The sequence below is a fragment of the Albibacterium profundi genome, assembly GCF_042159835.1.
GTDB classification, from domain to species: Bacteria; Bacteroidota; Bacteroidia; order Sphingobacteriales; family Sphingobacteriaceae; genus Albibacterium; species Albibacterium profundi.
In genome coordinates this window covers 1-26,468 of record NZ_JBBVGT010000002.1, presented here as the reverse complement: position 1 = coordinate 26,468, position 26,468 = coordinate 1, and the positions used below count along the sequence as shown (strand labels likewise).

Annotated in this window: 25 protein-coding genes; 10 read left to right on the top strand and 15 right to left on the bottom strand. The window is 51.5% G+C overall.

Annotated features, from left to right (window positions below; translation table 11 throughout):
• Window positions 1–67: 67 nt before the first annotated feature.
• From glpT to WKR92_RS01530, 3 genes are all read right to left on the bottom strand, one after another.
• Entirely contained in the window at window positions 68–1,411 is a 1,344-nt protein-coding gene (gene glpT, locus WKR92_RS01540; protein ID WP_375556070.1) for a glycerol-3-phosphate transporter, read from the bottom strand.
• Between the two features lie 67 nt (window positions 1,412–1,478).
• Complete coding sequence (locus WKR92_RS01535) at window positions 1,479–3,029, bottom strand: glycerol-3-phosphate dehydrogenase/oxidase (protein WP_375556069.1); 1,551 nt, start codon at window positions 3,027–3,029, stop codon at window positions 1,479–1,481.
• A gap of 122 nt (window positions 3,030–3,151) precedes the next feature.
• Window positions 3,152–4,387 carry a DEAD/DEAH box helicase gene (locus WKR92_RS01530; RefSeq protein ID WP_375556068.1) on the bottom strand — a complete coding sequence of 412 codons (1,236 nt, stop codon included), beginning with the start codon at window positions 4,385–4,387 and terminating at the stop codon, window positions 3,152–3,154.
• Between the two features lie 144 nt (window positions 4,388–4,531).
• Between WKR92_RS01530 and WKR92_RS01525 the strand changes: the two genes are divergently transcribed.
• The 6 genes from WKR92_RS01525 (at window position 4,532) to WKR92_RS01500 (ending at window position 12,107) form a co-directional block, all read left to right on the top strand.
• Window positions 4,532–6,460, top strand: a complete 1,929-nt coding sequence (locus tag WKR92_RS01525; RefSeq protein ID WP_375556067.1) for a DUF3858 domain-containing protein — start codon at window positions 4,532–4,534, stop codon at window positions 6,458–6,460.
• Window positions 6,457–8,241, top strand: a complete 1,785-nt coding sequence (locus tag WKR92_RS01520; RefSeq protein WP_375556066.1) for a DUF3857 domain-containing protein — start codon at window positions 6,457–6,459, stop codon at window positions 8,239–8,241. The genes WKR92_RS01525 and WKR92_RS01520 overlap by 4 nt, the downstream gene beginning before the upstream one ends.
• Before the next feature lie 117 nt (window positions 8,242–8,358).
• The gene (locus tag WKR92_RS01515) at window positions 8,359–9,648 is read left to right on the top strand and encodes an IS1380 family transposase (protein ID WP_185269626.1); all 1,290 of its coding nucleotides are present in this window, start codon (window positions 8,359–8,361) and stop codon (window positions 9,646–9,648) included.
• Window positions 9,649–9,922: 274 nt separating this feature from the next.
• Complete coding sequence (locus WKR92_RS01510; protein WP_005807145.1) at window positions 9,923–10,831, top strand: IS1595-like element ISBbi1 family transposase; 909 nt, start codon at window positions 9,923–9,925, stop codon at window positions 10,829–10,831.
• Between the two features lie 71 nt (window positions 10,832–10,902).
• Window positions 10,903–11,718 (top strand): sulfonamide-resistant dihydropteroate synthase Sul2, encoded by an 816-nt coding sequence (gene sul2, locus WKR92_RS01505; protein ID WP_001043260.1) that lies wholly within the window; start codon window positions 10,903–10,905, stop codon window positions 11,716–11,718.
• Between the two features lie 86 nt (window positions 11,719–11,804).
• The gene (locus tag WKR92_RS01500; RefSeq protein WP_000251875.1) at window positions 11,805–12,107 is read left to right on the top strand and encodes a phosphoglucosamine mutase; all 303 of its coding nucleotides are present in this window, start codon (window positions 11,805–11,807) and stop codon (window positions 12,105–12,107) included.
• A 175-nt stretch (window positions 12,108–12,282) separates the two neighbouring features.
• Here WKR92_RS01500 and WKR92_RS01495 read toward each other — a convergent pair whose 3' ends face one another.
• From WKR92_RS01495 to WKR92_RS01485, 3 genes are all read right to left on the bottom strand, one after another.
• Window positions 12,283–13,776 carry an IS91-like element ISCR2 family transposase gene (locus tag WKR92_RS01495; protein ID WP_001120888.1) on the bottom strand — a complete coding sequence of 498 codons (1,494 nt, stop codon included), beginning with the start codon at window positions 13,774–13,776 and terminating at the stop codon, window positions 12,283–12,285.
• A 210-nt stretch (window positions 13,777–13,986) separates the two neighbouring features.
• On the bottom strand, window positions 13,987–14,211 hold the full coding sequence (locus tag WKR92_RS01490; RefSeq protein ID WP_000743213.1) for a hypothetical protein: 225 nt from the start codon (window positions 14,209–14,211) through the stop codon (window positions 13,987–13,989).
• Complete coding sequence (locus tag WKR92_RS01485; RefSeq protein WP_001366550.1) at window positions 14,208–14,945, bottom strand: recombinase family protein; 738 nt, start codon at window positions 14,943–14,945, stop codon at window positions 14,208–14,210. The genes WKR92_RS01490 and WKR92_RS01485 overlap by 4 nt, the downstream gene beginning before the upstream one ends.
• 147 nt (window positions 14,946–15,092) lie before the next feature.
• On the opposite strand from WKR92_RS01485, the gene WKR92_RS01480 reads away from it, so the two are divergent.
• From WKR92_RS01480 to arsB, 4 genes are read left to right on the top strand one after another with little or no spacing between them, the layout of a single operon-like run.
• Window positions 15,093–15,425 (top strand): ArsR/SmtB family transcription factor, encoded by a 333-nt coding sequence (locus WKR92_RS01480; protein ID WP_000447876.1) that lies wholly within the window; start codon window positions 15,093–15,095, stop codon window positions 15,423–15,425.
• The gene (gene arsH / locus WKR92_RS01475; RefSeq protein WP_001239389.1) at window positions 15,422–16,189 is read left to right on the top strand and encodes an arsenical resistance protein ArsH; all 768 of its coding nucleotides are present in this window, start codon (window positions 15,422–15,424) and stop codon (window positions 16,187–16,189) included. Before WKR92_RS01480 ends, arsH begins: the two co-directional genes overlap by 4 nt.
• The gene (locus tag WKR92_RS01470) at window positions 16,186–16,692 is read left to right on the top strand and encodes an arsenate reductase ArsC (protein ID WP_000140066.1); all 507 of its coding nucleotides are present in this window, start codon (window positions 16,186–16,188) and stop codon (window positions 16,690–16,692) included. The genes arsH and WKR92_RS01470 overlap by 4 nt, the downstream gene beginning before the upstream one ends.
• Window positions 16,689–17,756, top strand: a complete 1,068-nt coding sequence (arsB, locus tag WKR92_RS01465) for an ACR3 family arsenite efflux transporter (RefSeq protein ID WP_001272375.1) — start codon at window positions 16,689–16,691, stop codon at window positions 17,754–17,756. Before WKR92_RS01470 ends, arsB begins: the two co-directional genes overlap by 4 nt.
• A 354-nt stretch (window positions 17,757–18,110) precedes the next feature.
• Here the strand turns inward: arsB and WKR92_RS01455 are convergent, their stop codons facing one another.
• The 9 genes from WKR92_RS01455 to WKR92_RS01410 form a co-directional block, all read right to left on the bottom strand.
• On the bottom strand, window positions 18,111–18,335 hold the full coding sequence (locus WKR92_RS01455) for a type I toxin-antitoxin system ptaRNA1 family toxin (protein WP_000211355.1): 225 nt from the start codon (window positions 18,333–18,335) through the stop codon (window positions 18,111–18,113).
• 316 nt (window positions 18,336–18,651) lie between these two features.
• Window positions 18,652–20,100 (bottom strand): P-type conjugative transfer protein TrbL, encoded by a 1,449-nt coding sequence (trbL, locus tag WKR92_RS01445; RefSeq protein ID WP_002097827.1) that lies wholly within the window; start codon window positions 20,098–20,100, stop codon window positions 18,652–18,654.
• Window positions 20,090–20,326, bottom strand: a complete 237-nt coding sequence (trbK, locus tag WKR92_RS01440; RefSeq protein WP_000718002.1) for an entry exclusion lipoprotein TrbK — start codon at window positions 20,324–20,326, stop codon at window positions 20,090–20,092. The genes trbL and trbK overlap by 11 nt, the downstream gene beginning before the upstream one ends.
• A gap of 12 nt (window positions 20,327–20,338) precedes the next feature.
• Entirely contained in the window at window positions 20,339–21,118 is a 780-nt protein-coding gene (gene trbJ / locus WKR92_RS01435; RefSeq protein WP_000836966.1) for a P-type conjugative transfer protein TrbJ, read from the bottom strand.
• A gap of 140 nt (window positions 21,119–21,258) precedes the next feature.
• A complete protein-coding gene (locus WKR92_RS01430) occupies window positions 21,259–21,447 on the bottom strand; it encodes a FitA-like ribbon-helix-helix domain-containing protein (protein WP_000024442.1) in 189 nt (62 codons plus the stop codon).
• A 1,032-nt stretch (window positions 21,448–22,479) separates the two neighbouring features.
• Window positions 22,480–23,361, bottom strand: coding sequence for a replication protein C, IncQ-type (gene repC / locus WKR92_RS01425; RefSeq protein WP_000743064.1), 882 nt, complete (start codon window positions 23,359–23,361; stop codon window positions 22,480–22,482).
• Window positions 23,348–24,175 carry a helicase RepA family protein gene (locus WKR92_RS01420; RefSeq protein ID WP_001162384.1) on the bottom strand — a complete coding sequence of 276 codons (828 nt, stop codon included), beginning with the start codon at window positions 24,173–24,175 and terminating at the stop codon, window positions 23,348–23,350. Before WKR92_RS01420 ends, repC begins: the two co-directional genes overlap by 14 nt.
• Before the next feature lie 4 nt (window positions 24,176–24,179).
• Window positions 24,180–24,401: a helix-turn-helix transcriptional regulator gene (locus WKR92_RS01415; protein WP_001179606.1), complete on the bottom strand. Its 222-nt coding sequence runs from the start codon at window positions 24,399–24,401 to the stop codon at window positions 24,180–24,182.
• A 147-nt stretch (window positions 24,402–24,548) separates the two neighbouring features.
• Complete coding sequence (locus WKR92_RS01410; protein ID WP_000954590.1) at window positions 24,549–25,751, bottom strand: tyrosine-type recombinase/integrase; 1,203 nt, start codon at window positions 25,749–25,751, stop codon at window positions 24,549–24,551.
• Between the last annotated feature and the right edge of the window lie 717 nt (window positions 25,752–26,468).

The window sequence follows — 26,468 nt, the reverse complement described above, 5'->3', positions numbered from 1 at the left end:
TGGTATTTTATATATCACAATTATGGGAATTATGATATATAAAATACCAGTTTAGCATCAAAAAGTTTTACCTAGATTGTAAATTCAAGTGTTCTTTTTCCCTCTTCCACGTCAGTGCAGTAAAGAAAATTGACAAAATACAGGATAGAATGAGTATGACGAATCCTCCGTCCCAGCTCCAAAGGTCAACAACAAAACCCATGGCGATATTTGCGAAAAGTGCACCGCCCATATATCCGAAGAGACCAGTTAGCCCCGCTGCCGTTCCAGCGGCTTTTTTCGGCGCTAAATCTAATGCTTGCACGCCAATGAGCATTACGGGGCCGTATATAAGGAAACCAATTGCGATCAACGCGATATTGTCAACCCATATATTACCCGGAGGGTTTTTCCAATAAATGATGACCGAGACTAGTACAAGTAGCATATAAATAATCGTTGCAGGTGCGCGACGTCCTTTAAATACCTTGTCACTGATCCATCCACAAAGCAGAGTGCCCGGTATGCCGGCATATTCATAAGCGAAATAGGCCCAACCCGATTGTTTCACCGAAAAGCCTTTAGCTTCCTCAAGAAAGGTTGGCGCCCAGTCTAGAATACCATACCGCACTAGGTAAACAAATGCATTGGCAAATGCGATGTACCATAGTAATCTGTTATTCAGGACATAGTTGAAAAATATCTGCTTGGCTGTCAGTTCCTTTTCCTTCTCTTCGGAATAATCAGAGGGATAGTCATTTTTGTATTTCTCCACAGGCGGCAGGCCGCATGATTGGGGAGTATCGCGGATCAAAAGGTAGGCTATGAATGCGATAACGAGAGCCACAAGTCCAGGAAAGTAGAGTTTACTCTGCCAGTCGCCGAATATCGCAATAGCTACGATTGCTAGCGGACCTACAAGCCCACCACCGACATTATGAGCGACATTCCAAATAGACATTTTGGTGCCTCGCTCTTTGGTTGAAAACCAATGGACCATCACCCGCCCACAAGCTGGCCAACCCATTCCCTGAAACCAACCGTTTATAAATAATAAAACAAACATGATGGTCAGTGAACCGGTTGCAAAAGGAAACAATCCCATTAAAATCATCGTGCTAGCGGATAACACGAGTCCAGCTGTTAAAAATGTTCGTGCATTACTACGGTCTGATACATTGCCCATTAAGAATTTGCTCAAGCCATAAGCGATGGAGATAGCAGATAGCGCAATGCCTAGATCGGCCTTGCTAAAACCTTGATCAATGAGGTCTGGCATCGCCAGTGAGAAGTTTTTTCGTACTAGATAGTAGCCTGCGTAACCAATAAATATCCCTAAGAATACTTGGAATCTGAGCTTTTTATATTCAGGGTCTATACGATCTAATGGTTTTTCCTCAATATGGGGAGCTGGTTTAAATAAACTCATCATGTTTACGAAGCTAGTATGATCTCTTTTATTGTTTTAGGTTAAATGCAAGGCCATTCAGTCTGAATGTTTATACAAAGGCGTTAAAATACTGTATTTGATATGCATCTGCAACTGCTATAAATTCGGCAACTTGCTCCTTAATCCAAATTTCATCTTTTTTTAGTTCCTGAGCCATCACTCGTGCTACTTCAGGGGCTAGCTTTACAGCAGCTTCCGCATCAAGAAACAGGATCCTGAATCGTCGGGCTAATACATCTTCGACAGTTCTCGCCATTTCGAAGCGAACTGCATTGATAATTCCCAATTCGCTTATTTTATATTCCGAATGAAGGGCTACGTCGCTTGCATCTGCTTGCAATCCATTAGAGGATATTTCAACTCCGTTATTAATGGGCAAGTCAACCGTCCTGCAAGCTCGTTTATCTAAGCCTTTTACCTTGATGGCTTTGTCAACGGTGTCTTCTGCCATTTTCCGATAGGTTGTCCATTTTCCACCGGTTATGGTTATGAGCTCCGAAGGCTCAATATATATTTTATGGCTTCGAGATATTTCTTTTGTGCTGTCGACATCTTTATCCGGGGCCGCTAGCGGTCTTAGACCCGCAAAGACGGAAAGCACATCGCTACGTTCCGGTTTTTTACTTAAATACTGCTGTGCAGTTTTCAGTATGAATTTGATTTCAGCTTCTAGTGCAATCGGCTCCAAGCTGTGTTTGTCTAACGGAGTGTCGGTTGTACCAAGCAGTAGATGCTCGTGCCATGGCACGGCAAATAACACCCGACCGTCAGAGGTTTTAGGAATCATGAGGGCTTTGTCGCTATTCCAGAACGATCGATCCAGTACCAAGTGAATGCCTTGGCTAGGTCTGGTCATTGGTTTCTTTTCCGGATGATCCATCTGTAAGATTTCATCCACGAAAACCCCAGTAGCATTAATTACTACTTTACTTTTAATATTATAAGTGGCTTGTTTTTCAGCATCATAGACACTGACACCTTCAACTTTTCCTTCTTGGTTCTTTAATAATTTAGTTACCTTGACATAGTTGATTAAGGTGCCGCCATGTTCCGCTGCGGTTTTAGCGATATCGATTGCTAGTCTCGAGTCGTCAAACTGACCATCGTAATATTCCACTCCACCTCTTAGGCTGCTGGAATTTATATCAGGTATTGCTTGTTGTACCTCCTCCTTAGACATCGACGTAGATTTGCCAAAGCTATACTTCCCCGATAACCAGTCATATATAGTCAAGCCAACAAGGTACTTTATTTTCGAAAACCATGAAAAGCAGGGGATAATAAAAGCCTGCTTCTTGACCAAATGCGGCGCATTGTTAAATAGAATTCCTCGTTCCTTTAAAGCCTCTCGAACCAATCCAACATCTCCTTGGGCCAGATAGCGGACTCCACCATGTACTAGCTTTGTGCTTCTGCTTGAAGTACCTTTCGCAAAATCTGACTGTTCTAATAAAAGCGTCTTATATCCGCGTGATGCTGCGTCTAGAGCAATCCCCAGACCTGTTGCACCGCCGCCTATTATCAGGAAATCCCATTGACTTTCTTGCTGTAGTTTTTCGGTTGATAAATCACGATTAAATAGAGAAGATTGATCCTTCATATCTGCCAAGTCGAAATGATTTGAAATATATAATATTGCTTTTTGTTTCAAAAGAAACTAAAAGCAATATTATAAAATAATGCAAACAACAGCAAATATAAAACGAAATAAAATGAAAGTTGTTAGCTCTTTTTAGAAGAACCTTCGAATCTTTTTTTGTTTCGACTATTTCGACGATTTTTATTATTCCGACTACTACCGTTTTTCTTGTTTACTGGTTCAGGCCTTTCAAAAACGATCGCATACGGATGGTCTTCGACGACTTGGATATTTTGTCCTGTCAATTTATTGATATCGTCCAGATAGGCCTTTTCTTCCTGATCGCAAAATGACAGAGCAGTGCCCGACAATCCTGCGCGGCCTGTGCGACCAATGCGGTGCACGTAGGTCTCCGGCTGATTCGGTAGATCATAATTGATTACGTGGTTCAATTGATCGATATCGATACCTCTCGCCGCAATGTCGGTTGCTACCAACACCCGGATCTTTCCGCTTTTGAAGAAGCTGAGAGCCTTTTGTCTTGCATTTTGAGATTTATTCCCGTGGATCGCAGCTGCCTGAATAGAAGCACGGCCTAAGATTTTTACGATTTTATCGGCACCATATTTCGTGCGACTGAAAACCAGTACACTTTCTATTTTAGGGTCTTTTAGTAGGTGAATCAATAAGGAGGCCTTATCTTTCTTTACAACCGGGTAGACCGCCTGTTTAACTTTCTCCGCCGTCGTGGCTACCGGAGTGACCTCCACCTTAACAGGGTTATTTAGTATACCGTTAGCTAAACCTGTGATTTCTTTAGGCATGGTAGCCGAGAAGAATAAGGTCTGTCTTTTTGCAGGAATTTTAGCAATCAGTTTTTTAACATCGTTAATAAAACCCATATCCAACATTCTGTCGGCTTCGTCGAGCACCAGTATCTCAATCTGAGCGAGTGACAATACTCGTTGATTCAACAAGTCTAACAGTCTTCCGGGGGTAGCTATCAAGATATCGACCCCTTTCTTTAACGTGCTTATTTGAGCGCCAATGGGTACTCCGCCAAATACTACAGCGTGTTTTAGTTGTGTATGTTTCCCATAAGCAGCGAAGCTTTCACTGATTTGGATAGCTAATTCACGTGTTGGGCTGAGAATAAGAGACTTAATGCCTTCTTTCTTTTTATTGTTTCCTAAAAGCTGTAAAATCGGAAGTGCGAATGCAGCTGTTTTACCAGTACCGGTTTGGGCAATGGCTAACAGATCTCTTCTTTCTAGTGCTATAGGGATGGATTGTTCCTGAATAGGAGTCGGGTGTGTGTACCCTTCGTTCTCAAGCGCCTTCAATAAGGCCGCATCGAGATTTAGATTTTCAAATGACAAATTATTTTATTTTATTTTTGCAAAGGTAGATAATAAAGCTTGCAAAGTACGGCTTTTTACATTATTTTCGGGGAAACACGATAACCTATAAACCGAACCTCCGTGAAACGACTCATACTTTTTTGTTTGATAACAAGTTCTTTTTTGTTATCAAAAGCACAAGATTTTCCTTTCGGTGAACTCGATCATCATGCGATAAACATGACGCGTTATGATAAGGACACGACGGCCGCCGCCGTGGTTATAAGGGAATTCGGAACAACTAGTTTCCTTCATGACGGCGATAAAATTAAGCACCGTTATCACGTTCGTATCAAAGTATTTAATAGTGCTAGATTTAATAGGGGGGATGTAGTCATTCCTTTATATCAGGGGTCGACTACAAAATATGAGTCAGTTGATAATATCAGAGGTGTAGTCTATTACCCCGCACCGGATGGCGGAATTAACAAGACCGAGCTTGATAAAAAAAGTATCATTCGCGAAAAAAGTTCGGAGCATGTCGAATTAGTAAAGTTTGCCCTGCCGAATATCGTCGACGGTAGCGTTCTTGAATATGAATATGAGATTGAGAGTCCGTATATTTTTAATTATCGCCCCTGGCAGTTTCAGTGGGACATCCCCAAGATGTACAGTGAATATGTAGCACTCATTCCCGCAGTATTTGTCTACAATGTATCATTGGTCGGATACCTCAGATTGGATAAGAGCGACGCGAAGGTAAAGAAAGAATGTTTTCAGCCTCGGGGGTATCGAATTGATTGTTCGGAAATGACCTATGCCATGAATGATATTCCAGCATTCATTGAGGAGGATTACATGACATCTCCCAAGAATTTTATATCGGCTATTAATTTCGAGCTTTCAGAGGTAACCCGATTGAACGGTGCTAAAGAAAAGATTACGAAAGAGTGGAAAGATGTGGACTACGAAATGAAGACACATCGTCTATTTGGAAAGCAATTGCGTCGCGATGATATTTTTAAGAAAATACTACCTACTATTCTAGACGGGACTGAAAGCGATTTGGAAAAAGCGCAGTCAATATATACCTATATTCAATCTCAAATAAGATGGAATAAACGTTATGGTCAATTTACAGATCAGGGTCTAAAGAACGCGATTGATCATCGTGTGGGGAACGTGGCAGATATTAACCTTTCCCTTATTGCTGCCTTAGCTGCAGCCGATCTGGACGCAGACGCAGTCGTGTTATCAACCCGGGACAATGGGGTGGTTCATAAACTGTATCCTGTAATATCCGACTTTAATTATGTCGTCGCGATGGTAAATATCGATGGGGAGAGTTATCTGCTAGATGCAACCGATCCTTTATTGCCATTCGGTTTACTGCCCATGAGATGTATAAATGGAGAAGGGCGGATCATGAGCATGAATAAGCCCTCGGAATGGATTGATTTAGTAGCTTCCCAAAAACGAAGTGATATTTACTCTCTACAATTGACCTTGCAGCCAAATGGTAAAATAACTGGGTCGATCAAAAATTACAAGCTCGGTTACGCTGCCTACTACCGCAGACAAGAGATCAAAAAATTCAACAGTATCGAAGAGTACGTTGAGGATAAAGACAAGAATTTGCCTGATACAAGGATTATCAATTATGACGTAAACAATCTGGATACTATTGACAAAACTCTCGAAGAGACTTACGAGGTAGAGATTGCAGCATTTGACTCACTCTCGTTTGATCGAATATTCTTCAATCCCTTCCTTATGAATAAAATGAACGATAATCCGTTTAAGCTTGCAGAACGGACCTATCCGGTTGATTTAGGAGCACCCGAGAGCACTCGGGTCGTTATTAGTTTAAGGATTCCTGAAAACTATGAATTGACTGGTAAACCACGTGATCTTGCCATTGCTTTACCTAACAGAGGAGGTCGTTTTATTAATAAAACTGAAATAGTCGGTGATCAAATACAGTTTTCGCAGATTATGGAACTGGGAAAGAGCATTTATCAGCCTGAGGAATATCCAGCATTGAAAGAGCTTTTCAATCAGATCATTCAACTTCAGAAGACAGACTTAGTTTTTGAACGCAAAGAAATATGAGACTCTTTTATTCAATCATCCTTCTATCCATGTTTAGTTTTTCTAGCATGGCACAGGAGGGCTATTTAGCTAGTGATATTGACCCTAATCTCTTGTCACGTGCCAGTTCGGTAATTCGTACGATGGACATGGATATTGAAATCAAAGATGTAGATCAGTTCACGTATACGGTCAAGCGGGTGATTACCGTCTTAAACGAAAATGGTGATGCCGATGCCGCGGTAAACATTTGGTACAACAAGAGTCGCCAAATCCGATCTGTTCGCGGAGCGATTTATGATGAATTTGGTCGTCAAATATCCAAAATAACGTCAAAGTCCTTTAAGGATGTCAGCGCCAGTGATAACGTTTCATTGTTTTTGGATTCGCGCTTAATGGTATTTCAGCCTAACTCTCTCATGTACCCATATACACTTGAAATTGAGTACGAAGTCCGATCTAAACAAACACTGAATTTACCCGACTGGTATCCTGTAACTACGTCGGGTGTTTCCCTTGAGAATGCGAGCTTAACCGTACATGTTGACCCAGATTTTCAGTTAAGGTATAAGGAGATCAACTATCCGGGAGCTGCGGAAGTTACGGAAGAGGAAGGTATCAAAACATACCATTGGCGTATCTCAAATAAGAAGGCGCTGAAAAATGAGCTATACAGTCCGCTTCCCGAAACCTTCCTCACATCAGTCAAGTTGGCGCCGGAACATTTCACGTACGAAAAAGTGTCTGGTAGTTTCTCGAATTGGCAGGAATATGGCCAGTGGATGTACAATGTTCTGCTAAAAGGACGTAGCGAAATACCGGCAACTACTGCGTCTCATATCAAATCGATCACCGCTGACATGACCGACCCGTGGGAGAAGGCAAAAGCCATCTACGAATTCGTGCAGCAAAAAACTCGCTATGTCAGTATCCAGGTTGGAATCGGCGGTTTTCAACCGTTCCTAGCCAGCGAGGTTGATGCAACAGGCTATGGCGACTGCAAGGCCCTTGTAAATTATACACAGGGACTACTGGCGGTAGTTGGTATTCCTTCAGACTATGTAGTTGTTGCTTCTGGAGATAAAAAGAAGAATGCACTTCCAGATTTTGCAAGTATTAGTCAGTTCGACCATGTTATTCTGAGAATTCCATTTGAGTCAGATACAGCTTGGGTCGACTGTACCAGCAAAGACAATCCATTCAATTACTTGGGGACTTTTACCGACGACCGACTTGCCGTAGCATGTACTGAAAATGGCGGCGAGCTCGTTCGTACTCCTCGCTATACTTCCGACAACAGTAAGCAGATAAGAACCGCCGTCTTAAATATCAATGAAGAAGGTTCAGTGAATGGTACGATCACGACTGAATTTGACGGATGGCAATACGATAACCGTATTTTCCTAATTGGTGAACCACTGCGTGAACAAATCAAGGAAGTTCCAAAAATCTATCGAATTGGAAACCTTACAGTAGATTCGTATACTATTGACCAAGAAAAGAGCAGTCGCCCTACAACCGTTGAGAAACTCAGCTTCAATGCATCTAATTATGGGGCTATTAATGCCGACTTAATGTTTATTCCATTGAACCGACTGAACCAAAGTCCGCAGCCACCAGAAGCAAGAGACAGGGAAAACGACTTGTATATTAATCGCGGGTACGTGGATATCGACTCCCTAGTCTATCATTTGCCCGAAAACTTCAAGGTTGAACAATTGCCGAAAGACGTTCACATACAGCATCCGTTCGGGTCATTTAGTATGAGCGTAGAACAAAAGGATAATGAGTTATTGCCTTAAATCCGCAAATAGATAAATAAAAAGAGCCGAAATAGGCCTGAATTTATTGGATTCAGGCTTTTCCGGCTCATTTTTTTTCACTTATTTAGATGATACCACTCAGATAAATAAGTTGGCATGAAAGTAACCAATTCATCAGAAAAAATCACACCCTTTGGCGGCTTTAATTTTGTTTTCAATTCGTTTAAAGATTCCGGCCTTCCGGATCTGATAGATAATCAGCTGGGGATGAGGGTAAAGACCTTCGGCTTTTCCTATAGCGATATTTTCACCAACCACCTTGCCATCTATTTAAACGGAGGGGACTGTACAGAGGATGTCAATGACCATCTCAGGGAACATCTGCGCAATGTCAGGGGTATTCAGGTGTGCAGTGCGGATACCATCCTCCGGGGCATCAAGGAACTGGCCACTGCTACCGAAGTCTTTGAAAATCCTGTTACCGGGGTAAAGCACGGCTTCAACCTGAATCCTAAACTCAATGACTTACTGGTAAAGGCATTAAAGCTGACCGGCCAGCTCAGGGAAAACAAACGGTATGACCTTGACTATGACAACCAGGTCCAGCCGACAGAGAAATACGATGCTGGAATGACTTATAAAAAGACATACGGCTACCAGCCGGGAATAGCCTCCATAGACAACATGCCGGTATACCTGGAGGGCAGGAACGGAAACAGTCCGGCAAAATACCTTCAGGCAGAGACGCTGGAAAGGGCGTTTGCCAGCCTGGCCGGTAACCGGATCAGCATAGGCAGGTTCAGGGCCGATTCGGCTTCTTACCAGAAAGAGGTAGTGGACATGGTGGAACAGAACTGCAGGTCTTTTTACATCAGGGCAAACCGATGTGCAAAGATGGATGGGATGATCGGATCTGTCCCCGAAGGGGACTGGGAGAAGACCCGCCTGGGCATCCAGGAGATGGAGGTGGCCGACATCCCCGGTTACAGACCGTTTGGCGGGGACAACCCCTACCGGCTGGTCATCAGCAGGATAAAGAGAAGGGATGCACAGACCGATATGTTCAGCGGTGGGGCCTATACCTACAGGGGCATCCTGACCAATGACTTGGAGAGTCCCAATAAGGAAGTGGTGGCCTTCTATAATGCCAGAGGGGAAAGCGAGCGGATTTTCGATGTGATGAACAACGACTTCGGTTGGGCCAAAATGCCCTGCTCTTTTTTATCGGAGAATACCGCCTTTATGATCATGACGGCCATCTACGCCAATTTTTACAGTTACCTGGTCGGAGAATATTCCAAAAAGCTTTCCTGGCTGAAACCCAACTATAGGCTGAAAAAATTCATCTTCCGTTTCATAACAGTGGCGGGGAAATGGATCAGGACGGGAAGAAACTATGTGCTCAAGCTATATACCGAAAAGGACTACTCGCCTTTATTGACCTAAAGCCAAATAAGCAACCGTGCAACCTGTTGAAAATCAATAACATTACAGGGAAGCTATGTCTTAGCCTGCCAGAAAACGACAAAAAAACCGGAAAAACCTCCTCTGTACCAGTTTGGCCCAGCAATTCACACTGACTACTTCCCGGCACCCGGTCAGTAACGACCCAAAAGGGACAAAAATAAAAGCAAAATGGTTGCTATATTTAATCTTTAATCTGATTCTCCGCAAACACACCTAATATTTTTAGTATATTAGCGCTCAAAAAGCAGGGATTATGAACATATTCAGTTTTACGGCTCATTTCGGTTCGGAGGAAGATTGTCGTTTGCATTTCAAGGAGCAGCGTGATAAGGAAGGGGTTGTCTGCAAGCGATGCGGGGGCACTTCCCATTATTGGTTACAGGGTAAATGGAGTTATGAATGCAAAGGTTGCCGTTTCCGCACCTCGTTGCGCAGCGGTACGATCATGGAGAGCTCCAAGCTGCCGTTTCTGGTGTGGTACAAAACGATGTTCCTGATGAGTTGCACAAAAAAGGGATTCTCCACCAACGAACTCCAGAAGCAATTAGGATTGAAGCGTTACGAACCGGTATGGGCGATGGTACACAAACTCCGCAGGGCGATGGGCAACCGGGATGCAAGGTATACACTGGAAGGGATGATAGAACTGGATGAGGGTTACTTTTCGGTGGCCAGTAAGGAAATCGAGCGAGGCAAGGGTACACGTGGCCGGGGAGCCGAGGGAAAGCAGAACGTTGCGGTGATGGCCGAAAGCACCCCGTTGGAAGATATCGAAACGGGCAAAAAGGAGAAGCATGTGCGTTATTTCAAGGCCAGGGTACTGGATAGCCATCAAAGTGAAGGAATCAACGGCGTGGTCAGGGACTGCATGGAGGATGATGCCATCGTATTTTCGGACAAAAGCACTTCTTACGTTGACATCTCCGATCTGGTGGAATTGCACGTCACCGAGAAATCAGACGCCAAAACCACCAAGGAAACACTCAAATGGGTGCATATCGCAATCAGTAATGCAAAACGGACATTGCTGGGCAACTACCATAAAATCAAAAGGAAATACTTACAGTTGTATCTCAACGAGTTTATTTACAAATTAAACAGACGGTATTTTGGAGACAAACTCTTTGACAGACTAGTAATTGCGAATATAACAGGTGCATAAACGGATAATCAGAATCTTTAAACATCCTAATTAACTACCTGCGGATTTTAGGTATTATTATAGAAGCCCCCATGAATAAATCGCTCATCATTTTCGGCATCGTCAACATAACCTCGGACAGTTTCTCCGATGGAGGCCGGTATCTGGCGCCAGACGCAGCCATTGCGCAGGCGCGTAAGCTGATGGCCGAGGGGGCAGATGTGATCGACCTCGGTCCGGCATCCAGCAATCCCGACGCCGCGCCTGTTTCGTCCGACACAGAAATCGCGCGTATCGCGCCGGTGCTGGACGCGCTCAAGGCAGATGGCATTCCCGTCTCGCTCGACAGTTATCAACCCGCGACGCAAGCCTATGCCTTGTCGCGTGGTGTGGCCTATCTCAATGATATTCGCGGTTTTCCAGACGCTGCGTTCTATCCGCAATTGGCGAAATCATCTGCCAAACTCGTCGTTATGCATTCGGTGCAAGACGGGCAGGCAGATCGGCGCGAGGCACCCGCTGGCGACATCATGGATCACATTGCGGCGTTCTTTGACGCGCGCATCGCGGCGCTGACGGGTGCCGGTATCAAACGCAACCGCCTTGTCCTTGATCCCGGCATGGGGTTTTTTCTGGGGGCTGCTCCCGAAACCTCGCTCTCGGTGCTGGCGCGGTTCGATGAATTGCGGCTGCGCTTCGATTTGCCGGTGCTTCTGTCTGTTTCGCGCAAATCCTTTCTGCGCGCGCTCACAGGCCGTGGTCCGGGGGATGTCGGGGCCGCGACACTCGCTGCAGAGCTTGCCGCCGCCGCAGGTGGAGCTGACTTCATCCGCACACACGAGCCGCGCCCCTTGCGCGACGGGCTGGCGGTATTGGCGGCGCTGAAAGAAACCGCAAGAATTCGTTAACTGCACATTCGGGATATTTCTCTATATTCGCGGTTCAGCAGGCATGTCCCCTTTGAGGGCGACCCGACGACAGGATAATCGACCTTATGGTGCGCAAATATTTCGGCACAGACGGTATTCGTGGCAAAGCCAACGAAGGCGCGATGACGGCGGAAACCGCCTTGCGCGTCGGCATGGCGGCTGGCCGTGTCTTTCGTCGCGGTGACCACCGCCATCGTGTCGTGATCGGCAAGGATACGCGCCTGTCGGGCTATATGCTTGAACCCGCGCTCACAGCCGGTTTCACCTCGATGGGCATGGACGTATTCCTTTTTGGCCCGCTGCCGACAACGTATAGGAAGAATAAACGCCCTTTTCACCCAAGTCCAACAGCTTTGGACCGCAGTTGACTCTTTCGACACCCCTGCGATGCAACCCAATCCGGCTGACGGGGAGCCAGCAACGCTGAAAATTTACCCTCCTCTTTCCCACTAGCGGCTCCTTTTCCGACAACCAGCACGGCGGATCCCTGCCGCGGCGCTGTGAACGCAGCATTTTGATTGGTATCGTTGGCCTTCAGGCTCGTCAGTCAAACAGACCCAGGAGCAGCTCAGCCGGTGGCGCCCGGCTTTCGGGTAACGCCCTGGTCCCGCTGGTTTCGGCTTTGTGCTTCAGGTGATCAAGGATCTGCTTGATCACTATAGGGTCTTCAATGCAGGCGATGACTTTCATGGCGCCGCCGCAGCCGCTGCAGGTCTCGATGTCGATATTGAAAACACGCTTGAGCCGTTGCGCCCATGTCATCGACGCTCGCCGTTGTGCTGGTGTTGCCGGTTCATCAGCCACCCTGACCTTGTTGCCCCTGCCCCGTTTTGCCGGCGTGACCAACGCCCGGTGCCGACTGTTGGGTGCGAACACCCCGTGGAAGCGGGTTAGGTTGACTCTGGGCTTCGGTACCAGGGCGGCCAGCCTTGCAATGAAATCCAATGGTTCGAAAATGACGTGCGTGGTGCCGTCCCGGTACGGCGTCTTGAGCTGGTAGCGCACGTTGCCGCCTCGTGTTAACGACAGCCGCTTCTCGGATACCGCCGGGCGGCTGATGTACCGGCACAGCCGTTCGAGCTTCTTGCGTTCATCGGCCCTGGCCGCCACGCCGGCGTGCAGGCTGGACCCGGCTACCTTGCCAATCCCGTCACCGAACGGATCACCACTGGTCGGCAGAGTTTGCAAAGTGAACACCTTTCGCCCCGCCTGTGAACCGACAGCGATACGGTAAGTGATCGAGTGCCCCAGCAGGGGTGTCATCGGGTCGTCATCCACCGCATCCGAGGCCAGATAGCTGTTTTCGACATCCCGTTCCAGCAGGCCTTGCCGTTCCAGATAGCGACCCACCCGGTGGGCGATGGTGTGCGTCAGCTGGGTGAGCTCTGGGCTGGTCGGCGCCTTGACCCAGCGGAAACGCGCTGAGCCGTGGGATTGCTCGACATACACACCGTCGAGAAACAGCATGTGGAAGTGAACATTCAGATTGAGCGCCGATCCAAAACGCTGGATCAGGGTGACCGCGCCCGTCTTGGCCACTTGGTGGGTATGGCCCGCTTTCTTGACCAGGTGCGTGGCAATGACGCGGTAAACGATGCCCAGCACCCACCCCATGATCTCGGGCCGGCTGGCAAACAGGAAACGCAGCTGAAACGGGAAGCTCAACACCCACTGACGCATGGGTTGTTCAGGCAGTACTTCATCAACCAGCAAGGCGGCACTTTCGGCCATCCGCCGCGCCCCACAGCTCGGGCAGAAACCGCGACGCTTACAGCTGAAAGCGACCAGGTGCTCGGCGTGGCAAGACTCGCAGCGAACCCGTAGAAAGCCATGCTCCAGCCGCCCGCATTGGAGAAATTCTTCAAATTCCCGTTGCACATAGCCCGGCAATTCCTTTCCCTGCTCTGCCATAAGCGCAGCGAATGCCGGGTAATACTCGTCAACGATCTGATAGAGAAGGGTTTGCTCGGGTCGGTGGCTCTGGTAACGACCAGTATCCCGATCCCGGCTGGCCGTCCTGGCCGCCACATGAGGCATGTTCCGCGTCCTTGCAATACTGTGTTTACATACAGTCTATCGCTTAGCGGAAAGTTCTTTTACCCTCAGCCGAAATGCCTGCCGTTGCTAGACATTGCCAGCCAGTGCCCGTCACTCCCACTCGATTGTAAACAAGCACACAAAACCCTTTAGTGACAACAATTTGCAAGAACTATCAGGCTCAGTGCCATGAAAAATACCATGACCAGATCATGAGGTTGAACACGGCTTGCGCCGGCAGCGTTCACGCTCCTGGTCGGCGATCTCGCCCGGCTGCAATGCTAGCTCAGCATCGGTCATGCGCTCCAGCACGTCGCGTAGGCGGATGGTGCAAGGAATGGGCGGCAGCTCGAACTCATAGCCGCCGGCGATCATTTCGGCCGCAATCTCCTCGGTGATGAAAAACGGCTCGTCGTCTTGGTTCGGCTTCTTCATGCCCTTTCCTCCTGGCGCTCATCCTGGCCGACAGCGGCCAGGGCATCGGCTTCCGTCAATGCGTCCTCCACGAACGCGCCGTGCTGCTTCGCTTCGGCCTGGCTGACCTCGGCCCATATCCGTTTCACCTGGGCCGCACTGTACCCGGCCAGCTCGGCGGTCTTGTTGATGCTGTAGCCGGACTTGCGCAGCGCGACAACTTGGGCGCGGCGCTTCGGATCAGCACGGCGGCCCTTGTACCGCCCGGCCTGGCGGGCCAACTCAATGCCTTGGCGCTGGCGTTCGCGCCTGTCCTCGTAGTCGTCGCGGGCCATCTGCAAGGCCAGGCGAAAAAGCATGATCTGCACGGCTTCCAGCACGATCTTGGCGACGCCCTGGGCCTCGGCCGCCAGGTCGGATAGATCGACCACGCCAGGGACGGCCAGGCGTGCGCCTTTGGCCTGTATCGAGGCCACCAGGCGCTCGGCCTCGGGCAAAGGTAGGCGGCTGATGCGGTCGATCTTCTCGGCAATGACCACCTCGCCGGGCTGTAGGTCGCCGATCATGCGCAGCAGCTCAGGCCGGTCGGCGCGTGCGCCGGATGCCTTCTCACGGTAGATGCCGGCGACGTAGTAGCCGGCGGCCTTCGCGGCCGTAGTGATCGCCTCTTGGCGTTCCAAGTCCTGCGCGTCGGTGCTGACGCGCAGATAGACCCGCGCCACCATCGGCGCGGCTACTGGCTTCGTCCTGCGCATACTTGCGGGCTCCTTTGGGCATACTCAAATGCACCCATCTTAAACTGGCAGGCCAATTTATCACATATCGATCTAAATGCGCCTAGCTCATTTTTACAGCTTAAATGAGCTATTGAGCACACTCCATATTTCGACTATTATTGAAACATGGAAACGATAAATGCTGTAGCCGCCCTGGCGGCCATCGCTCAAGAATCGCGCCTCGCGGTGTTCCGGCTTCTCGTCCAGGCCGGCCCCGCCGGCATGGCCGCCGGAAAAATCAGCGAAGCGGCCGGCATCCCGCCGTCTTCGCTATCCTTCCACCTGAAAGAGCTGGCACACGCCGGCATGGTCACGTCGCGGCAAGAAGGCCGATTTGTGATCTACGAGGCGAACTTTTCGACGGCCACTAACCTGGTGGCCTTTCTCACGGAAAACTGCTGCGGCGGCCAGGTGTGCAACCTGTCTTGCACCACGGAAGCCGGGAAGGTGTTGGCATGAGACTTCGCCATCTTTCCGACCCCGATTCTTTGCCCGCTTTGGACAAATCCTTTGCCATCGAGCGCCCGGCGCTCGGGCTGGCACCCGACGCCCCGCCGGTGCGTATCCTGCTGCTGTATGGCTCGCTGCGCGCCCGCTCGTTCTCACGGCTGGCCGTCGAGGAAGCGGCCCGGCTGCTGCAATTCTTTGGCGCAGAAACACGCATCTTCGACCCGTCCGATTTGCCGTTGCCCGATCAAGTGCAAAGCGACGATCACCCGGCCGTCAAGGAGCTGCGCGCCCTGTCCGAGTGGTCAGAGGGACAAGTCTGGTGCAGCCCGGAACGCCACGGTCAGATTACCAGTGTCATGAAGGCGCAGATTGACCATCTGCCGCTTGAAATGGCCGGCATCCGGCCGACCCAAGGCCGCACCCTGGCCGTGATGCAGGTATCCGGCGGCTCGCAGAGCTTCAACGCCGTGAACACCTTGCGTCTGCTCGGCCGCTGGATGCGAATGTTCACCATTCCGAACCAGTCGAGTATCGCCAAAGCGTTCCAAGAGTTCGACGCGGCGGGCCGCATGAAGCCCTCGCCGTACTACGACCGAATAGCCGATGTGATGGAAGAACTGGTGCGCTTCACGGCGCTGGTACGGCCGCACCGTGAAGCACTGACAGACCGCTATTCCGAACGGAAAGCGGCCGGCCACGTCATCGACGAGGCCACCGATCTTTCATCCATCGCCATTGCTCCCCAGCCACTACCAGAAAGCGAAACATCATGACCGAAAGAATCTATAACGTCCTCATCCTCTGCACCGGCAATTCGGCGCGCAGCATCATGGCCGAAGCTCTCATCAACACGATGGGGCAAGGGCGCTTCCGCGCCTACAGCGCCGGCAGTCACCCAACCGGCAAGGTCAATCCCTTCGCCGTCGAAAAGGTGGAGTCGGTGAATTACCCGACCGAGAATCTGCGCAGCAAGAGCTGGGACGAGTACGCCACGCCCGACGCACCGAAGATGGACTTCATCATCACCGTCTGCGACAACGCCGCCGGCGAAATGTGTCCGGTGTGGCCTGGTCAGCCGATCTCGGCGCATTGGGGATTTGAAGACCCGGCCGCCGTCGAAGGCACTGACGCCGAGAAGCGCCGGGCCTTCGAACAAACCTTCCGGCACATGATGAACCGCGTCCGCCTGTTCGTGAATCTGCCTCTCAAAATGCTTGACCAGACGGCCATCAAGCGCGAGCTGGCGAACATCGGCAAGACCGAGCAGGAAGCATGAGCGCCGGCGCACAGGCCATCGCCGCGAAGCCGCGCCAGGCCCCGATGAGCGGCTTCGAGCGTTACCTGACGCTGTGGGTGGCCCTGTGCATCGTCGCCGGTGTTGCGCTCGGCCAGGGCCTTCCTGACGTGTTCCAGGCCATAGGCCGCATGGAAGTGGCCCAGGTCAATTTGCCGGTGGGCCTGCTGATTTGGGTAATGATCGTCCCGATGCTGGTCAAGATCGACTTCGGGGCGCTGCACCAGGTCAAAGAGCATTGGCGCGGCATCGGCGTCACGCTGTTCGTGAATTGGGCCGTCAAGCCATTCTCGATGGCCCTGCTGGGGTGGCTGTTCATCCGACAAGTGTTCGCTCCGTTCCTGCCGGCCGATCAACTGGACAGCTACATCGCGGGCTTGATCTTGCTGGCCGCCGCGCCCTGCACGGCAATGGTGTTCGTGTGGAGCCGCCTTACCAACGGCGACCCGCTTTTCACGCTCTCGCAAGTGGCTCTGAACGACGCCATCATGATCGTGGCCTTCGCGCCCATCGTCGGCCTGCTGCTGGGCATGTCCTCGATCTCGGTGCCTTGGGACACGCTGCTGATTTCGGTCGTGCTCTACATCATCGTGCCGGTGATCCTGGCGCAGCTCTTGCGGCGGCATCTGCTCAAGCAAGGACAGGCCGCCTTTGAACGGGCCATGCAGAAGATCGGGCCGTGGTCGATGGCCGCGCTGCTGCTGACGTTGGTTCTACTGTTCGCCTTCCAGGGCGAGGCCATCATCCGGCAGCCGTTAGTGATCGCCATGCTAGCCGTGCCGATCTTGATTCAAGTGTTCTTCAATTCCGGGTTAGCCTACTGGCTGAACAAGCGGGCGGGGGAAAAGCACTCTGTCGCCTGTCCTTCGGCCCTGATCGGTGCCAGCAACTTCTTCGAGCTGGCCGTGGCGGCCGCCATCAGCTTGTTCGGTCTGCACTCCGGCGCTGCATTGGCAACCGTGGTCGGCGTCCTGGTCGAAGTGCCGGTGATGCTGCTGGTCGTGCGCGTGGTGAATCGCTCGAAGAGCTGGTACGAACGAGGTTGAACATGAGTAGGAAAAAACTGAGGAAATGATTGCAGATTGCCGCGCCGGCCGCTTCCTGGCGCATTCGATCACTGACCTGGAACACCTAGTATCCATGCTTGCTGAGGTCGCCCGATGACAGACCCAAAGAACCTAGAGAACAGGCTGCATGAGAAGGCCGACCCGGCCCGCGCCGTTTCCACTGGTCGGGTGCGCTACACACTGGCCGAACTACTGGCCGACGCGGAAGCATCCGGGGCTTACCCGCTGCCGCCGGAGGAACGCGAATGGATGGATGCGCCGTCTGTGGGTCGGGAATGGCCAAACAGTGAAGATTGAAAAAGGCGGCCAGTTCGAGTGGCCGCCCTTTCGTCATTAGCTGCACGCTTGGCGCAAGGCGTTCATTGCTTCTTGAAAATCAGCCTGTGTCGCCCGGCCCGTTTCAGCTTGGTAGTACACCACCATAAAAGCATTAGCGACGGCTTCGGCCAATGGCCCAAGGCTCCGCGCTTCCGCTTGGTTGATGTACTCCAAAGAAGAAAGAATAGCCGCTGCTTGATGCACTGCTTGCCCTGGTTCGATAATATGTTGTGTTGTCATAATTCACCTCTCCAGTAGGTGTTGATTGAAAGTGCCGGGCTGGTTGTGGCCAGCCCGGTGCGCCTACAGGTACAGCCCCGCCGCCTCCGCGAATGCTGACCGCTCATTCCTGCCGCCATTAACCTCAATACTTATCGGCTTAGTTTCGCTCTCTCTCATAGGGTCTGGCCGTGATACAAAAGCGGCTGTTTCTGTCTCTGCATCGACCTCGGTCGATTGATCACCCAGCGGCGAAATAAATACCTGGCTGACTTCTTCCCTTGGCGCTTCATCCAGGGCCGCCAATGCGGCCATGTATGTTGATGTCGTCATCGTGCTAACTCCTGACTTCGTTACTATCTGGGCCAGAATCGGCGCCCAAGCTATTGCCCTCGAACTGGCCAGATTGGCTTGCTTCTTTCGGCTCCATGCTTTCGCGTATCGAAGCAGCCAGTTTTCCGCCTGTGGTTTCGCTCACTCGCTCCTGGAATCCCTGCTTCACTTGAGAGCCGACACCCTTGGCTAACTCGGAGGCCGTGCCTGTGGCCAGCTTCGCGGCCTTGGCAAAGCCGCCACCGCTTGAGCTACTGCCGCTGTCACCAAAGCCAGCCGCTTGGGCGAATGGGCTACTGCCAGCAGTACCCGCTTCACCACCACCGTTTCCGCCACTGCTGACAACTGACCCCATGCTGGACATGTCACCGCCGGTTTCCATACTCGCTGATGCTTTCTGAAAAGCCGCTTGGAGTGCACTTGCACCTCCGGCTGCACCGGCTGCGGCACCCATAACCGCTTTACCTGCCAGGGCAGCGCCGCCAGTTGCCATACTGGCCGCCGTCACCGCCGCCCCAACTGCCGCACCCGCACCGAAGTTTCCAATTCCACCGGCTGCGCCAATACCACCACCAGACACAAGACCAGAAATCATCGGCGGAACTTTGTTGACCAAGAAAAGCAAGATGACCGATATAACCAACATCACGGCCAGTTCCTGGGATGCCATGTTCTCGCTGATTTGCGTGTAGTAGTGATTGATGAACTCTTTGCCAATCGCAACCAGAAGCACCATTGCCATAAGCTGTGCGGCCAGGCCCAGCACGGTCTTGTAGTAATTGATCGCCATGTCGGAAGTCCAACGACTTCCACCAAAGCCAAGGAAGAACACACCGGCATACAACAGAATCCAGGCTGATGCGAGCAACAGCAACAGGTTGACCGCAATCAACGCCAGGACAAACAAAACAGCCAGGGCCATTAGCTCCATGACCAGAGCAGTTGCCATCTGCCGCCATCCCAGCTCCGAGGTGGCCTGTACTGTGCGGTTGTATAACTCGAAACCAAGATCAAGGATGCTGGAGGGCCCAAGATTGCTATTGGAAAGTCCCCCCGCCTGCGCGCCCAGAGTTTGCAATGACTGAACAATCGTACCGGCGATATTCATGCCCTGGTTCGCATTCGTCAGCAACCACCAGAAAAAGCCGGTGAAGATCGTGAAGCGAACGAACTCCGCGAAGAACTCGCCAATGTCGGCCTTGCGCAAAGCCATCATGCCGAATGTCCAGACCATCGAAATCACAACCAGCGTCCAGAACAAACGCGATGCAGCGGACTCAATAGCTGGCCCCCATGTTGCGGCAGCATCATGAAAACGCTTGAGCACATCATTCATAACACCGCTGCTACTTAGCTCCTGCGCCATTGCAGGTTCAGCCAGCACCATTGTGGCGACCATCATCAAGCCACCTAGAGCAATTTTCTTTCTCATGGCGACCACCTCAATAATCATCTTTAGGGCTGGGCTTGAACTCCCACTGACGCATCTGCTTGGCCTTCTGGAATGCTCTGCATTCCTCGGTAAAGGCCTCTCGGTTCGCTTCGCTGCGCATTTCATTCAGTGCTGCCTGGAACGCATCGGGGGCACACGTCGCCGCATTTGGTTCGGGCATCCTTTCCTGTTCACATCCAGCCAACAACAGCAACGTAGCCGCGGTAGTAAAAAAGATTTTTTTCATCTCACCGCCTCCCTAGTAGTTGTCTGCCGGACTCGGGCGAAACGTCCAGGTACGCATTTGCTCGGCCCTGGCATCACCTCGCGCCTCGGCATCGAGTTCTGCTGCAATCCGGGCTGCCTCCGCGTTGTGTTGGGCGGTCAACATGGTGCGAATCTGCAAGAGCTGATTGGCCTGCTGGCTGGCGAGCTGGTTGGCGTAGCCGATGGCCTGTAGCTGGCCAGTTGCACCCTGGGCCGCGCCTTGCAGCCGCTCCAGGGTACGGGCGTCATCCTTCAAAGCCTTTTGCTGGTCGGCAACGGTCTGGAACAGGGCATCGTTGGCCTTCTTTTGCGACTCTGACGCCAGGCGGCGGTTCTCTTCCATCGCTGCCTTTTCGGCCGGCGTGCATCCGCCGCTGCCGTTGAAGCATGGCGAGCTGCGGTAATAGGCCACGTCCTGAAACTTGGCCAGGTAACGATCCAGGCTGCCTAGCTGGTTCTCGTAATAGGCCAGCGTGTTTTGCGCGGCAATCAGCCGGTTGATCGTAGTCTGCGCCTGATCCCAGATATACGCGGCTGGGGCCATCGTGTTCTGGAGCTGATTTTCGTACTGCTGCAACTGGGTCTGGTACTGCTCAATCTGCTTGAGCGTCTGCGCCACCGACTCGATGGCCGTCATGATGTTCTGGGCCAGGTTGCCGCCGTCGATGACGGGGATACCAGCTTGCACAGGGGCGGTGGTAGTGGTGATAAAGCCGGTTGCGAGTGCAACGGCTAGAGCGGTTTTTTTAGCCGCTAAAATTTTGGACTTCATGGTCGTACTCCGTCGATGAAAAGAAGGCATTGCCTTGACCAAGCGTTGTGCTTGTTCTCGGCAACGTTTCATCGAAGAGCTACGCCACTAGCTGATCGGTATTGCCCTTGGCGCTGAGGCCCGGACTTACAAACGTAAAACTACTCTGTTTTTTTATCGCTTTCGGACAAGCCAACTTCCCGGCCAATCTCTTCAAGCTCTAGCGGCTGTACTGCCGCCGTCAGTATTTCGCGTATTTCCGCGTCGGTGCTCCTATCGTTGAGCGCTGCTCGAACTTTCAACGCACGGTGCACCTCGGCGGGTAAATTCCTGATAAGCACATTTGCCATATCAATACCCTTTTGGTGTACCCGACAACCATGCTATCAAAGATATTAAAAATAGCAAGACCTATACTCTTGCAACCGGCGGTAGCCGATCAGCCCCGCAGGGCAGGATTCCCGTTGAGTGCCCCCGGCGCGAATAAGGGACAGTGAAGATAGATAACCGGCTTGCCGGTTAGCTAACTTCACCCATCCTGCCCGCATTTCACCCACTATTGAAAATCTAGCGCATATCGAACGTAAAGCGTTTTATCGTCAAACAAACACCGATTCTTGGCAACATAACCGTAATCGTCACCAAATCGGCCTGCAATCGACATAGTCGCTTCAAAATCGCTGCTCAATCGGCTTTAAATCGGAACCTAAAATGCCAACAATCGACACAAACCATTCGCCCCGATGGGGCGAGTTGGACGCCAAAAAAGAAGGGCATAACCCGCCCCTCAAGTGTCAATGAACACAAGAAATTTGCCTCCCCTCCCGTCATACCACTAAGGCGACGTATTGATACTTGAGGGGCAACCTTTCCTGATGTTGACACCTTCACGCAGGTTACTGGTTATGGGCGTCCAACACACACGGCTCATTCCTGCTTGGTAATAATAAGAATAATAATCTTCTTATTATTCTTACCGAACGAATGGGCACTGCTTAGCCATTTCACGTTTCGAGCCAAGGTTTCAGTACAGATAACTACAAGTGCACACAGCGGCCCTCCAGCACCGTTAGACGCAGATTCTGCTTCAGCTCATGGAATAAGGGACTCCGGGTTGTTTTCCCCTCTCACAAGGCGTTTCAGCGGCCACTGAAGCCGCCTTCTCTTCTTGGCGTTAAACCATCGGCCTATGGCCGATTGATAAAGCCCGCCAGGGCTTTATTGGCAAGGTCAGAACGCGCCCTCAAGGCGCGAGCTGCACCGCGCATGATGGATTATCTTTAGATAATCTTGGATGGATTTCCCAAACTGCCCGCAAAGCAGCGCACCGTCTGGGTTTTCCAAATTGGGACGGGGAACGTTACGACGGCAGAAGGGGAGCGTTACGACGGTAACAAGGGAACGTTACGACGGTAAACGGGTGCAGTTGCCGTGGGGCCAGGCCTCTTGATCTCCCATTTTCCCTTGGCGTATTCGTTCACTACCCAACCCACGGCGGCAAGTTCGGCCAGTGCCTTCCGGGCAGTCTGACGGCGTTTTTTCATAGCTTCGGCATTGGCTTCATCTGGCCAGACATAGCCGCAAAGCGTGTCCAGTTCCACGCGCCCGGATTTGCCGGGGTCGATCCAGCCGCATAGCCGTTGGTGCATCAGCCGTGCCGGATCAGTCTGTAGCACCCGCACTTCCGCCATGTCGATACGGGCATATGGACGATGCCCCAGGATCGCTTCGGCAATACGCGGATTCAGGGCAACCCATAGCCTGCCGTCCGTCTCGTCAAAAGCATGACTCATCAGGTGGAACGCGGCTTGCCGCCGTCCCTTCGTCACAAGGATGGTGACGTTCGACATGCGCAGCAGGCTGGCTTTGAGCGCCTTGATGTTGTCGCCGCTATCCGTCATGCCCGTTTCTGAGAGCAGTTTGGTCAGGCTCTCACGAACCACCAAGCCGTCTTGCTCAATGGCTTCGAAACGGGGTTCAAGGAATAGCCGTAGCTGTCGCCCCGTCTCACTGGTCGGTTCCGGGGTTAGCAAGATGCCGTTCGGGCCGCCAAGGGCCACGATGCCTTGCAAAAGACGCATATCATCGGCCCCGAGAGGTTCGAATCCGACGAAACGCATGGATTCGTCCTCGCCAAAGGTGTAGGTCACGTCCAGCTTGCAGCGTTTGCGATCGCCACGCTTGAGGCTGCGGAACAGGCCAGGTGCCAAACAGTGCGCGGGATCATGTCGGACGTGGGTCAGGTCATGCTTAGGCTTCTTCACGCTGTCTCCTTTTCACCTTGCACTGCCGCTCCAGTACAGCAGGCTTCAACACGCCGCCGTCGTGCCGTCTAAACCAGAGTTCTTGAAAAGGTGCGCCATAGTTGGCCTTGCTGACGCCAAAGCGGACAAAATACCCACGCTGACAATCATCGACCCCCAGTATCTCGGCCTCGCCTTGCGTCATGCCGGATAGGTACGATTGCCAACGGATGTTATCAACCAGTACGGACGATCCACGACTGGCCTGCTGTTGATCGCCCGACCCCATCATGGCTGCGCTTTTACTCGCGTGGTGCAGAAACACAATGGAGCAGCCTGTATCAGCGGCTATGGCCTCCATGTGCCCAACAACCTGCGCCATCGGCCCGCTAGCGTTCTCCTCCTCAATGTGGAAGCGCCGCAAAGTGTCCAAGATCATCAAGCGACGACCTTCAGCGGCTCGTTTGAGAGCATCGAACCAGCTAGCAGCCATGATGTTTGGGCATTTACCGATCAAGGGTTCAATGAGCAAACCATCAGCCACGGCTTGCCGTTCCGCTGCGCTGAGGTGTGCCCCAAGGGCGTGCAGACGATGGTGAATAGCGGCCGGTGGATCTTCAGCAGGCAGATAGACCACTTGCCCGGTGGGAAACTCGCCTATTTCAAGTAAATCAGGCCCGCCTGCAATCTGTGCAGCCAATTGAAGGGCCAACATGGATTTACCAGCCCCACCAGGCGACACAAGAGCACCAACAGTGCCAGCAACCATATTAGGCAGAACATAATCAATGGGTGGCGGCAATTCCGTGAAAGCCGCCATAAGATCAAGAGCCATATAACTAGCCCTCTATAGGGCCAGGTCGCGCAGCTTGATCACCCGATGATTTACGTGCCTCAATCCACTCTTCGACCTCTGACAAATCCCAGGCGACATTTCTACTGGTTAACGCGATACGGCGTGGAAAATCCCCTCGCTGCTCCAGGTTATAAATTGTTCGTGTCGAAAGCGGGATCATCTCCAGGAGCTTCTTCCTGTTGATGAGGGTCTTTATATTTTGCATGGGTCAATACCTCTCAAATGAATAGTTGCTATTCATCGAGTAGCTGCGCGAAGCAGCTAATCGGTAATTGACCTGCCCGATGCCAATGGCGGCCTTATTTATAAATTCACGGCATCAACTTCAATGCTATCAAAGATAGCAAAAACATCAACCCTTACTGCCTCCCGAAGTCCACTCATCAATCATATCGGCCCAATCCTGCAACATCGCCGCCCGCTGCTCGCGGTACTCAGCCTTGTTGTAGACAGCCCTCACGCCCTTCTGCTCGTGCGCCAGGCACTTCTCGATCCAGTCGGTGTTGTAGCCGGCCTCATGCAACAGCGTGCTGGCTGTGCGCCGCAAATCATGCGGTCCGAACTTGGTAAGTGACTTCCCATCTTTCTGCGCCGCCTTGTAAGTCAGCGTCAGCACCTGGTTAAGTGTGGCAGCGCTCATCGGCGCATCCGAGTCGTACCGTGATGGCAAAACGAAGTCGGAACCACCGGCAAAGGTTTTCATGGCAATGAAAATATCCAGAGCCTGCTGGGACAGAAATACCAGGTGCGGGTTACGGCGTTTCATCCGCTCCTTTGGAATCGTCCACAACGCTTCGCTGAAATTGATCTCGCTCCAGGTCGCATTGGTCAGCTCGCTCTTGCGCACCATCGTCAGCAATAACAGCTTGGCCGCCGCACGGTTTGTTGGGCTTGTGCCCACTCGCTCCATGTACTGGTACATCAGCCCAATTTCTTCTGGCGTCAACGCTCGGTCACGTGGCTCGAATCGAGCGATGCTTGTTGGGCGCACCAGTTCTGCCGGGTTTTCGACCTTCTGCCCACGCTCGATGGCCCAGCGAAATACCTGCAACACGATTTCACGCACATGAACGGCGGTGGCCGGTGCGCCTCGCTCAACAATGGCATCAGCCAGCGCCCGCAAGTCTTCGTGGGTGATCTCCACCAGCTTCTGATTGCTGAATTTCGGCTTCAGCTCACGCTCATAAACCGAGCGGCGCATATCGCGGGTGGAGTCGGCCATCTGGTAGCCACGCAGCCACTTCTCCGCCCAGGCACCGAACGTCTCTGCATCTTTCACCCGCGCCTTGTCTCGGGCTTTCTCCTTGGCCGGCGACTTGCCCGCCGCAACCATCTTCTTGGCGTCACCCAACAGCTCGCGGGCTTCGGCCAGGGTGATGCCACCGACACCATAACGCCCAAAGGTGATGGTCTCCTGCCGACCGTTGATTGAGTAGTTGTAACGGAACGAGATGGAGCCGGCTGGAGTCACTGCCACATAGAGACCTTCCCGGTCATTCACTTTGTAGAGTTTGTCCCTGGGCTTGAGATTGCGCAGCTTGGTATCGGTCAGCATGTACCTTGTCCTTCTTCGTCTCCGATACCATGCTGAAAAAATCTCGAATTTATCGTATTTTTTCTTACGAAACAGTAACTTATAGAATATTAATACCATGAACACACAAAAGAACGCAGCATGGTATCGGCATCAATCATGGCATCGCCAAACCATAATACCAGCTTTAATGCCATGCTCAAACGGTGCTTGGCGCTTCCTCCCGTTGCCAGATCGTGCCAAACACAAACAAAAAAAAGCCCGCAATTACGCGGGCTTAGCGGCATTTCATGCCATCAGGTGCCTGGCTGTGCCAGACGCGGAATCATTCCCACTCTATTGTAAACAAGACATTTTTATCTTTTATATTCAATGGCTTATTTTCCTGCTAATTGGTAATACCATGAAAAATACCATGCTCAGAAAAGGCTTAACAATATTTTGAAAAATTGCCTACTGAGCGCTGCCGCACAGCTCCATAGGCCGCTTTCCTGGCTTTGCTTCCAGATGTATACTCTTCTGCTCCTGCAGCTAATGGATCACCGCAAACAGGTTACTCGCCTGGGGATTCCCTTTCGACCCGAGCATCCGTATGAGACTCATGCTCGATTATTATTACCTTAAATCCGCAAATAGATAAATAAAAAGAGCCGAAATAGGCCTGAATTTATTGGATTCAGGCTTTTCCGGCTCATTTTTTTTCACTTATTTAGATGATACCACTCAGATAAATAAGTT

What these genes read in the sequence shown, in the direction of transcription:
- glpT (WP_375556070.1), bottom strand. Translation starts at nt 1,411, where the DNA reads ATGATGAGTTTATTTAAACCAGCTCCCCATATTGAGGAAAAACCATTA.
- WKR92_RS01535 (WP_375556069.1), bottom strand. Translation starts at nt 3,029, where the DNA reads ATGAAGGATCAATCTTCTCTATTTAATCGTGATTTATCAACCGAAAAA.
- WKR92_RS01520 (WP_375556066.1), top strand. Translation starts at nt 6,457, where the DNA reads ATGAGACTCTTTTATTCAATCATCCTTCTATCCATGTTTAGTTTTTCT.
- WKR92_RS01515 (WP_185269626.1), top strand. Translation starts at nt 8,359, where the DNA reads ATGAAAGTAACCAATTCATCAGAAAAAATCACACCCTTTGGCGGCTTT.
- WKR92_RS01510 (WP_005807145.1), top strand. Translation starts at nt 9,923, where the DNA reads ATGAACATATTCAGTTTTACGGCTCATTTCGGTTCGGAGGAAGATTGT.
- sul2 (WP_001043260.1), top strand. Translation starts at nt 10,903, where the DNA reads ATGAATAAATCGCTCATCATTTTCGGCATCGTCAACATAACCTCGGAC.
- WKR92_RS01500 (WP_000251875.1), top strand. Translation starts at nt 11,805, where the DNA reads ATGGTGCGCAAATATTTCGGCACAGACGGTATTCGTGGCAAAGCCAAC.
- WKR92_RS01495 (WP_001120888.1), bottom strand. Translation starts at nt 13,776, where the DNA reads ATGCCTCATGTGGCGGCCAGGACGGCCAGCCGGGATCGGGATACTGGT.
- WKR92_RS01490 (WP_000743213.1), bottom strand. Translation starts at nt 14,211, where the DNA reads ATGAAGAAGCCGAACCAAGACGACGAGCCGTTTTTCATCACCGAGGAG.
- WKR92_RS01485 (WP_001366550.1), bottom strand. Translation starts at nt 14,945, where the DNA reads ATGCGCAGGACGAAGCCAGTAGCCGCGCCGATGGTGGCGCGGGTCTAT.
- WKR92_RS01480 (WP_000447876.1), top strand. Translation starts at nt 15,093, where the DNA reads ATGGAAACGATAAATGCTGTAGCCGCCCTGGCGGCCATCGCTCAAGAA.
- arsH (WP_001239389.1), top strand. Translation starts at nt 15,422, where the DNA reads ATGAGACTTCGCCATCTTTCCGACCCCGATTCTTTGCCCGCTTTGGAC.
- WKR92_RS01470 (WP_000140066.1), top strand. Translation starts at nt 16,186, where the DNA reads ATGACCGAAAGAATCTATAACGTCCTCATCCTCTGCACCGGCAATTCG.
- arsB (WP_001272375.1), top strand. Translation starts at nt 16,689, where the DNA reads ATGAGCGCCGGCGCACAGGCCATCGCCGCGAAGCCGCGCCAGGCCCCG.
- WKR92_RS01455 (WP_000211355.1), bottom strand. Translation starts at nt 18,335, where the DNA reads ATGACAACACAACATATTATCGAACCAGGGCAAGCAGTGCATCAAGCA.
- trbL (WP_002097827.1), bottom strand. Translation starts at nt 20,100, where the DNA reads ATGATTATTGAGGTGGTCGCCATGAGAAAGAAAATTGCTCTAGGTGGC.
- trbK (WP_000718002.1), bottom strand. Translation starts at nt 20,326, where the DNA reads ATGAAAAAAATCTTTTTTACTACCGCGGCTACGTTGCTGTTGTTGGCT.
- trbJ (WP_000836966.1), bottom strand. Translation starts at nt 21,118, where the DNA reads ATGAAGTCCAAAATTTTAGCGGCTAAAAAAACCGCTCTAGCCGTTGCA.
- WKR92_RS01430 (WP_000024442.1), bottom strand. Translation starts at nt 21,447, where the DNA reads ATGGCAAATGTGCTTATCAGGAATTTACCCGCCGAGGTGCACCGTGCG.
- WKR92_RS01420 (WP_001162384.1), bottom strand. Translation starts at nt 24,175, where the DNA reads ATGGCTCTTGATCTTATGGCGGCTTTCACGGAATTGCCGCCACCCATT.
- WKR92_RS01415 (WP_001179606.1), bottom strand. Translation starts at nt 24,401, where the DNA reads ATGCAAAATATAAAGACCCTCATCAACAGGAAGAAGCTCCTGGAGATG.
- WKR92_RS01410 (WP_000954590.1), bottom strand. Translation starts at nt 25,751, where the DNA reads ATGCTGACCGATACCAAGCTGCGCAATCTCAAGCCCAGGGACAAACTC.